Source organism: Rhizobium mesosinicum (genome assembly GCF_019511345.1).
Lineage (GTDB): Bacteria > Pseudomonadota > Alphaproteobacteria > Rhizobiales > Rhizobiaceae > Rhizobium > Rhizobium mesosinicum.
The window spans coordinates 732,339-739,640 of the sequence record NZ_JAEUAK010000002.1 but is presented as its reverse complement, the minus strand read 5'-3'; the positions used below and the strand labels follow the sequence as shown (position 1 = coordinate 739,640).

General features: G+C 59.9%; 6 protein-coding genes. All 6 read left to right on the top strand.

The annotated features are described in order from the left end of the window. The coding region (locus JNB85_RS07615; RefSeq protein ID WP_220333720.1) for a carbohydrate ABC transporter permease at positions 1–744 on the top strand (744 nt) is incomplete at its 5' end. Continuing rightward, entirely contained in the window at positions 737–1,624 is an 888-nt protein-coding gene (locus tag JNB85_RS07610; protein ID WP_183745451.1) for a carbohydrate ABC transporter permease, read from the top strand. The genes JNB85_RS07615 and JNB85_RS07610, both read left to right, overlap by 8 nt. A gap of 36 nt (positions 1,625–1,660) precedes the next feature. Continuing rightward, entirely contained in the window at positions 1,661–2,734 is a 1,074-nt protein-coding gene (locus JNB85_RS07605) for a Gfo/Idh/MocA family protein (RefSeq protein ID WP_220333719.1), read from the top strand. Positions 2,735–2,750: 16 nt separating this feature from the next. Then, a complete protein-coding gene (locus tag JNB85_RS07600) occupies positions 2,751–3,827 on the top strand; it encodes an ABC transporter ATP-binding protein (protein ID WP_220333718.1) in 1,077 nt (358 codons plus the stop codon). 70 nt (positions 3,828–3,897) lie between these two features. Further along, positions 3,898–4,773, top strand: coding sequence for a phosphotransferase (locus JNB85_RS07595; RefSeq protein ID WP_220333717.1), 876 nt, complete (start codon positions 3,898–3,900; stop codon positions 4,771–4,773). Next, positions 4,774–7,224, top strand: coding sequence for a GcvT family protein (locus JNB85_RS07590; RefSeq protein ID WP_220333716.1), 2,451 nt, complete (start codon positions 4,774–4,776; stop codon positions 7,222–7,224). It begins immediately after the preceding gene. Positions 7,225–7,302 lie beyond the last annotated feature (78 nt).

Here is a 7,302-nt window from a genome sequence, read left to right as displayed (position 1 = left end):
GGTTGGGTGGGAGCCGCAAATTACGTGCGCATCGCTACGGCCGATCCGAAATTTGCGTCGGCGATGTCCGTCACATTGACCTATGTCGTCTTGTCGGTTCCCTTCAAGCTGACCTTTGCGCTGCTTGTCGCGCTCGCCCTGAACCGGGGTTTGCGCGGCCTGCCGATCTACCGCGCGATCTTTTACCTTCCGTCGCTTCTCGGCGGCAGCGTGGCGATTGCCGTGCTGTGGCGCCAGCTTTTCGCCAGCGATGGCCTCGTCAACGCGGCACTTTTGCATTTCGGCATTGTCGGCCCGAGCTGGATTTCGCATCCGAGCTATTCGATCTACACGCTGGTCGCACTCTCCGTCTGGCAGTTCGGTTCGCCAATGATCATTTTCCTGGCCGGTCTGCGCCAGGTCCCGCAGGATATGTATGAGGCTGCAAGCCTCGACGGCGCCTCGAAATTCCGCCAGTTCTACAAGATCACCTTGCCGCTGCTGACGCCAGTGATCTTCTTCAATGCCGTTGTCCAGACGATCGACGCCTTCAAGGCCTTCACGCCGGCCTTCATCATCTCCGGCGGCACGGGTGGCCCGATCAATTCGACTCTGTTTTATACGCTCTATCTCTATCAGGAAGCCTTCGGCAATTTCCGCATGGGCTATGCCTCGGCGCTCGCCTGGATCCTCGTGGTGATCATCGCGATCTTTACGGCCTTCTCCTTCCTGACCTCGCGCTATTGGGTACACTACGATGACTGAGATGACCGCTTCCGTCACCGCGCCCCGGCCGCCATCGGATATCACCAAACGCAGCCTGCCGGCTTCGATCGTCATCCATGCGCTGCTGATCGCCGCCTCGCTCCTGATGCTCTATCCGCTCTTATGGATGGTGTCCGCTTCGGTCAGGCCGGAAAACGAAATCTTCTCCTCGACTTCGCTCATTCCGTCCTCGGTCGATTTCTCGTCCTATGTACGAGGCTGGACCGGCCTCGACATCAGCTTCGGCCGATTCTTCTGGAATTCGCTCGTCATCTCGCTGCTGGTCGTCGCCGGCAATGTCATCGCCTGTTCGCTGACCGCCTTCGCCTTCGCGCGGCTGCGCTTTGCCGGCCGGAATTTCTGGTTCGCCATCATGCTCGGCACGCTGATGATCCCCTATCACGTGACGCTGATCCCGCAATATGTGCTCTTCCTCGATCTCGGCTGGGTCAACACTATCCTGCCGCTGGTCGTGCCGAAATTCCTGGCAAGCGACGCCTTCTTCATCTTCCTCATGGTGCAGTTCTTCCGCGGCATCCCGCGTGAACTCGATGAAGCCGCGATGATGGACGGCTGCAGCGCTTGGCGCATCTATTGGAAGATCATGCTGCCACTGTCACTGCCGGTTCTGGCGACAGCCGCCATCTTCTCCTTCATCTGGACCTGGGACGATTTCTTCGGTCCGCTGATCTACCTCAACGACATGAACACCTACACGATCCAGCTCGGCCTGCGCACTTTCGTGGACTCCACCAGCGCATCGGACTGGGGCGGATTGTTCGCCATGTCGACGCTCACGCTCGTGCCCGTGTTCTTCTTCTTCCTGTTCTTCCAGCGCCTGCTGATCGAGGGCATCGCCACGACCGGCATGAAGCGTTGATGAATCGGGCGGGAAAGCCAGACAGGATAAAATGACATGAGCATCAAGACAGTCGCGATCATCGGCTGCGGTATCGGCCGCTCCCATATCGTCGAGGGGTATCTGCCGCATCCGGACAAGTTCAAGGTGGTAGCGATCTGCGACCTGAACGAGGAGCGCCTGAAGACGATCGGCGACGAATTCGGCATCGAACGGCGCACGACCTCTTTCGAAGAGTTGCTTGCCGATGACGGCATCGACATCATCGATATCTGCACGCCGCCCGGCATCCATAAGGAACAGGTCATCGCAGCACTTGCTGCCGGCAAGCATGTCATTTGCGAGAAGCCGCTCACCGGTTCGCTGGCCAGCGCTGACGAAATCATCGCGGCCGAGAAGACCGCCAAGGGCACGTTGATGCCGATTTTCCAGTATCGCTATGGCGATGGTGTCGAGAAAGCCAAGCGCATCATCGAGGCCGGGCTTGCCGGCAAATTCTATATGGGCTCGGTCGAGACCTTCTGGCGCCGCAAGCCGGAATATTACGCCGTGCCGTGGCGCGGCAAATGGGCAACCGAACTCGGCGGCGTGCTCGTCACTCACGCGCTCCATCTGCATGACATGCTCTTTTATCTCGCCGGCCCGGCAACCCGCGTCTTCGGCCGCGTGGCGACCCGCGTCAACGAGATCGAGGTCGAAGACTGCGCCTCTGTAAGCCTGCAGATGCAGAACGGTGCTTTCGTCTCGTTGTCCTGCACGCTCGGCTCGCAGAACGAAATCAGCCGGCTGAGGCTTCACTTCGAAAACATCACATTCGAGAGCAACCACGAGGCCTATGCGCCCGGGCAGGACCCCTGGCAGATCATTGCTGCCAACGATGACGTGCGGGCGAAGATCGATGCCGTCATTGCCGACTGGCAGCCGGTGCCGTTGCGCTTCAACACGCAGATGCTGCGCTTCCACGACTATCTGATGGGCAAGGGACCACTTCCGGTGACGAGTGCGGATGCAAGGCGCGCACTGGAGCTGGTCACGGCCATTTACCAATCTTCCGATAGCGGCGCCGATGTCGCCCTGCCGATCGGTCCTGACAGCCCGAAATACGCCGGATGGCGTGCAAGAACCAAATAAGAGGGGATTTCGGAACATGGCAACGAGTGTCGTTCTTCAGAAGGTCGAGAAGCGCTATGGCCAGCTCGACGTCATCCACGGCATTGACCTGACGATCGATCCCGGTGAATTCGCGGTCTTCGTCGGCCCCTCGGGCTGCGGCAAGTCCACGCTGCTGCGCATGATTGCCGGCCTTGAGGAAATCTCCGGCGGCGCGCTGATGCTCGACAACGAGCGCATGAACGAGGTGGCGCCGGCCAAGCGTGGCATCGCCATGGTTTTCCAGTCCTATGCGCTCTATCCGCATATGTCTGTTTACAAGAACCTCGCCTTCGGCCTTGAAACCGCAGGTTACAAGAGGGCTGAGATCGAGCCGAAAGTGCGCCGCGCCGCGCAGATCCTGCAGATCGAGAAGCTTCTCGAACGCAAGCCGAAGGCACTGTCAGGCGGCCAGCGCCAGCGTGTTGCAATCGGCCGCGCCATTGTGCGTGAGCCGCGCATCTTCCTCTTCGATGAGCCGCTCTCCAACCTCGATGCTGAACTGCGCGTCCAGATGCGCGTGGAGATTTCCCGCCTGCATCGCAGCCTTGGCAACACGATGATCTACGTGACTCACGACCAAGTCGAAGCCATGACCATGGCCGACAAAATCGTCGTTCTGAACTCCGGTCGCATCGAGCAGGTGGGCGCACCACTCGATCTCTACAACAATCCCGCCAATCGCTTCGTCGCCGGCTTCATCGGCAGCCCTAAGATGAACTTCCTCAATGCCAGGATCGAAAGCGTCACCGACACCGGCTCGATGCTGAACGTCTGTGGTAACTCCGTTGAGCTCGGCCGTCGGCTTGCCGGTCAGGCGGGCCAGGACGTCACCTTCGGCATCCGCCCCGAGCACCTTGCTCTGACAGAAGGCGGCACTGTGCTGTCGACGGTCAATGTCGATCTCGTCGAAAATCTCGGTGGCGCCACCATGCTTTACGCTACCACGCCGGATAACCAGGCGCTGACCATCGCGCTCGATGGTCAGCAGAAGGTCGAGCGTGGCACCAATGTGAAGGCATCCTTCGATCCCGCCCGCTGCCACGTTTTCGACGCGAGCGGCAAGACGATCTGAAAAGGCCGCGGCTTGACAGCCGATCCCCCTCAAGCCCATCATTTCATTGAGAGTGATAAGGGGGATAGGCGTGACGCCTGAAGAGAGGATTCATGCGCTTGGCATCTGGCAAGGTCCGATCGACATAGTCCCGATCACGGGCGGCCTCACCAACCGGAACTACCTGGTGAGAGATGGCGCGAAGCGTCGCGTCGTTCGTCTCGGCGACGATATCCCCATCCACCACATCAACAGGCAGAACGAGCTTGCGGCCAGCCGCGCTGCGCATGCGGCGGGCATCTCGCCAGCTGTTATCCACCATGCGCCGGGCGCGCTGGTTCTCGATTTCATCGAGGCCACGCCGCTGTCGCCTGATGATGTCAGGAGGCCGGAAACGCTTGCTCGTCTCATTCCATTGATCCGCGCCTGCCACCACGACATGGCCCGCTATTTCCGCGGTCAGGCGCTGATCTTCTGGGTTTTCCACGTGATCCGCGATTACGTCGCAAACCTGAAGGCTGCGGGCAGTCCTCATGCGCCACTGCTGGATGAGTTGCTTGCAAAAGCTGAGCGTCTCGAAGAGGCCGCAGGTCCCTTCGAGATTGTCTTCGGTCACAACGACCTGCTCGCCGCCAATTTCCTCCACGATGGCAGACGGCTCTGGCTGATCGATTGGGATTATGCCGGCTTCAACACGCCGCTCTTCGATCTCGGCGGCCTTGCCTCCAACAGCGAGTTTTCGGAAGAGGCGGAGCGCCTCATGCTGGAGACCTATTTCGATCGGCCGCTGACGGGAGATCTCAGCCGCCGCTACCAGGCCATGAAATGCGCCTCGCTGCTGCGCGAGACGCTGTGGAGCATGATCTCCGAGATCCATTCGACCATCGATTTCGACTACGCTGCCTATACCGCCGAAAATCTCGCCCGCTTCGAACGTGCCTATCGGGCATTTGAACAGGATCATTGAATGACGAAGGAATTACCGAAGACGGCGAAGGCCGTGGTCATCGGCGGCGGCATCATCGGCTGCTCGACCGCCTATCATCTGGCCAAGCTCGGCTGGACCGATACGGTGCTGCTGGAGCGCAAGAAGCTGACGTCTGGTACGACATTCCACGCCGCCGGCCTCGTCGGCCAATTGCGTACCAGCGCCAATATCACCCAATTGCTGGGGTATTCTGTCGATCTTTACAAGAAGCTCGAAGCCGAGACTGGTCTCGGCACCGGCTGGAAGATGAATGGTGGCCTGCGGCTTGCCTGCAATGAGGAGCGCTGGATCGAGGTCAAGCGTCAGGCGACGACTGCCCAGTCCTTCGGCCTCGAAATGCATCTCCTGACCCCGCAGGAGGCCTTTGATCTCTGGCCGCTGATGACGACAGACGATCTCGTCGGCGCCGCCTATCTGCCGACGGATGGTCAGGCCAATCCCTCCGACATTACCCAGGCGCTGGCAAAAGGCGCCCGCATGGCTGGCGTTTCGATCTTCGAGGATACCGAAGTTCTCGATCTCGAAATCGACAAGGGCAGGATCCGTGCCGTCATCACCGCGCAGGGCCGCATCGAATGCGAACGTGTCGTGGTCTGCGCCGGCCAATGGACCCGCAGCTTCGCCGCTCGCTTCGGCGTCAACGTGCCGCTCGTCTCCGTCGAACATCAATACATCATCACCGAATCCTTCGGGGTTCCCTCCAATCTCCCGACATTGCGCGATCCCGATCGCCTCACCTATTACAAGGAAGAGGTCGGCGGCATGGTCATGGGCGGCTATGAGCCGAATCCTATCGCCTGGGCTCTGGACGGCATACCCGATGGTTTCCACTACACGCTGCTCGACAGCAACTTCGATCATTTCGAGCAGATCATGGAGCAGGCGCTCGGCCGCGTACCGGCTCTTGAAAACGCGGGTATCAAGCAGCTTCTGAACGGGCCGGAGAGCTTTACGCCCGACGGCAACTTCATTCTCGGCGAGGCACCGGAACTGAAGAATTTCTTCGTCGGCGCCGGTTTCAACGCTTTCGGTATAGCCTCTGCCGGTGGCGCCGGCATGGCGCTCGCCGAATGGGTGACGAAGGGCGAGCCGCCCTACGATCTCTGGCCGGTCGATATCCGCCGCTTCGGCCGCCCGCATTTCGATACGGACTGGGTCCGCACGAGAACGCTGGAGGCCTATGGCAAACACTATACGCTGGCCTTCCCCTTCGAAGAATATTCGAGTGGCCGTCCTTGCCGCAAGTCGCCACTTTATGAACGGTTGAAGGCGCAGGGCGCCTGCTTCGGCGAAAAGCTCGGCTGGGAGCGGCCGAATTGGTTTGCCGATCTCTTCGCCAACGAGGAGCCGAAGGATATCTATACCTATGGCCGCCAGAACTGGTTCGAGGCCGTCAGCCGTGAGCACAAGGCGGTGCGCGAGGCAGCCGTCATCTTCGACCAGACCTCCTTCGCCAAATTCGTGCTGAAGGGCAGGGATGCCGAAGCGGCACTGTCATGGATTGCCGCCAACGATGTCGCAAAACCTGTGGGGTCGCTGATCTACACGCAGATGCTGAACGATAAGGGCGGCATCGAATGTGATGTCACCTGCGCACGCATCGCTGAAAACGAATATTACATCGTCACCGGCACCGGCTTTGCCACGCACGATTTCGACTGGATCTCGCGCAGCATTCCCGATGGCCTCCACGCGGAGCTTGTCGATGTCACCTCGGCCTATACTGTGCTTTCGCTAATGGGCCCGAATTCACGCGCTATCCTGGAAAAGATCACGACGAGCAATGTCTCCAACGCTGCCTTCCCCTTCGGCCGCGTCAAGACCATCGGCATCGCCGGCTGCCCCGTGCGGGCGCTGCGCATCACCTATGTCGGCGAACTTGGTTACGAACTGCATGTGCCGATTGAATATGGGACGACCGTCTATGATGCGCTGATGGCCGCGGACGGGCAGTTCGGCCTCGTCAACGCCGGCTATCGCGCGATCGAGAGCTGCCGTCTGGAAAAGGGCTATCGCGCCTGGGGTTCTGATATCGGTCCTGATCACACGCCCATCGAAGCTGGGCTCGGCTGGGCGGTAAAGACACGCAGGACCACGCCTTTCAAGGGGCGGGCGGCGATCGAGCGGCAGCTCGAAAGCGGTGTGAAGAAGATGCTCGCCTGCTTTGTGCCCGATGATCCCGATATCGTGCTACTTGGCCGTGAAACCATCTACCGTGACGGACAGCGCGTCGGCTGGCTTTCCAGCGGCGGCTTCGGTTACACCGTCAGTAGGCCGATTGGCTATGGCTATGTCCGTCACGCTCATGGTGTTACAGAGGATTTTGTTCTCTCCGGCAGCTATGAGCTGGATGTAGCCCGCGAACGCGTGCCCTGCAAGGTTTCGCTAAAGCCGCTCTACGACCCCGAAATGAAGCGGATTAAGGCCTAGACGACTGCAATAAGAACCGGTTCCCTTTGACGCTTTCTCATCCCGTGGCTGCGGCGGGATGAGAAAGGCGCGTAGCGC

Excerpts from the sequence above, each read along its gene's own strand:
- JNB85_RS07600 (WP_220333718.1), top strand. The coding sequence starts at position 2,751 with ATGGCAACGAGTGTCGTTCTTCAGAAGGTCGAGAAGCGCTATGGCCAG.
- JNB85_RS07610 (WP_183745451.1), top strand. The coding sequence starts at position 737 with ATGACTGAGATGACCGCTTCCGTCACCGCGCCCCGGCCGCCATCGGAT.
- JNB85_RS07605 (WP_220333719.1), top strand. The coding sequence starts at position 1,661 with ATGAGCATCAAGACAGTCGCGATCATCGGCTGCGGTATCGGCCGCTCC.
- JNB85_RS07590 (WP_220333716.1), top strand. The coding sequence starts at position 4,774 with ATGACGAAGGAATTACCGAAGACGGCGAAGGCCGTGGTCATCGGCGGC.